The organism is Streptomyces sp. SID12501, assembly GCF_010550245.1.
GTDB lineage: Bacteria > Actinomycetota > Actinomycetes > Streptomycetales > Streptomycetaceae > Streptomyces.
On the sequence record NZ_JAAGLU010000664.1, the window covers coordinates 1 to 439 of the forward strand.

Consider the following 439-nt stretch of genomic DNA (forward strand, 5'->3'; position numbering starts at 1 on the left):
GACCTGCTGATCGACCTCGACGCGGACCCCGGGGTCGTGCGGTACCTGTCGGGCGGCGCACCGACCCCGCCCGACGTGGTGCGCGAGCAGATCCTCCCGAGCCTGCTGGCCGGCTACGAGCGGTGGGACGGCCGGTTCGGCCTGTTCGCCGCCGAGGACCGCGCGACCGGGGAGTTCCTCGGGTGGTTCTGCCTGCGGCCGGAGCGCGGCGGACCCCTCGACGAGGTCGAGCTCGGCTACCGGCTGCGCCGCGCCGCGTGGGGCCACGGGTACGCCACCGAGGTGTGCCGGGCGCTGCTGCACCGCGCGTTCGCGGAGCTCGACGTGCGCACCGTGTGGGGCGCGACCATGGCGCTCAACCGGGCGTCGCAGCGCGTCATGGAGAAGGTCGGCATGACGGTCGTCGAGACGCTCGAGACACCCGAGGACATGGCCGCGG

1 protein-coding gene is annotated in these 439 nt (G+C 74.7%); it reads left to right on the plus strand.

Translation table 11 applies throughout. From position 1 onward, the window contains the following. Positions 1–439, plus strand: a 439-nt coding sequence (locus G3I71_RS47800) for a GNAT family N-acetyltransferase (RefSeq protein WP_164325226.1), incomplete at both ends; no start/stop codon positions are given.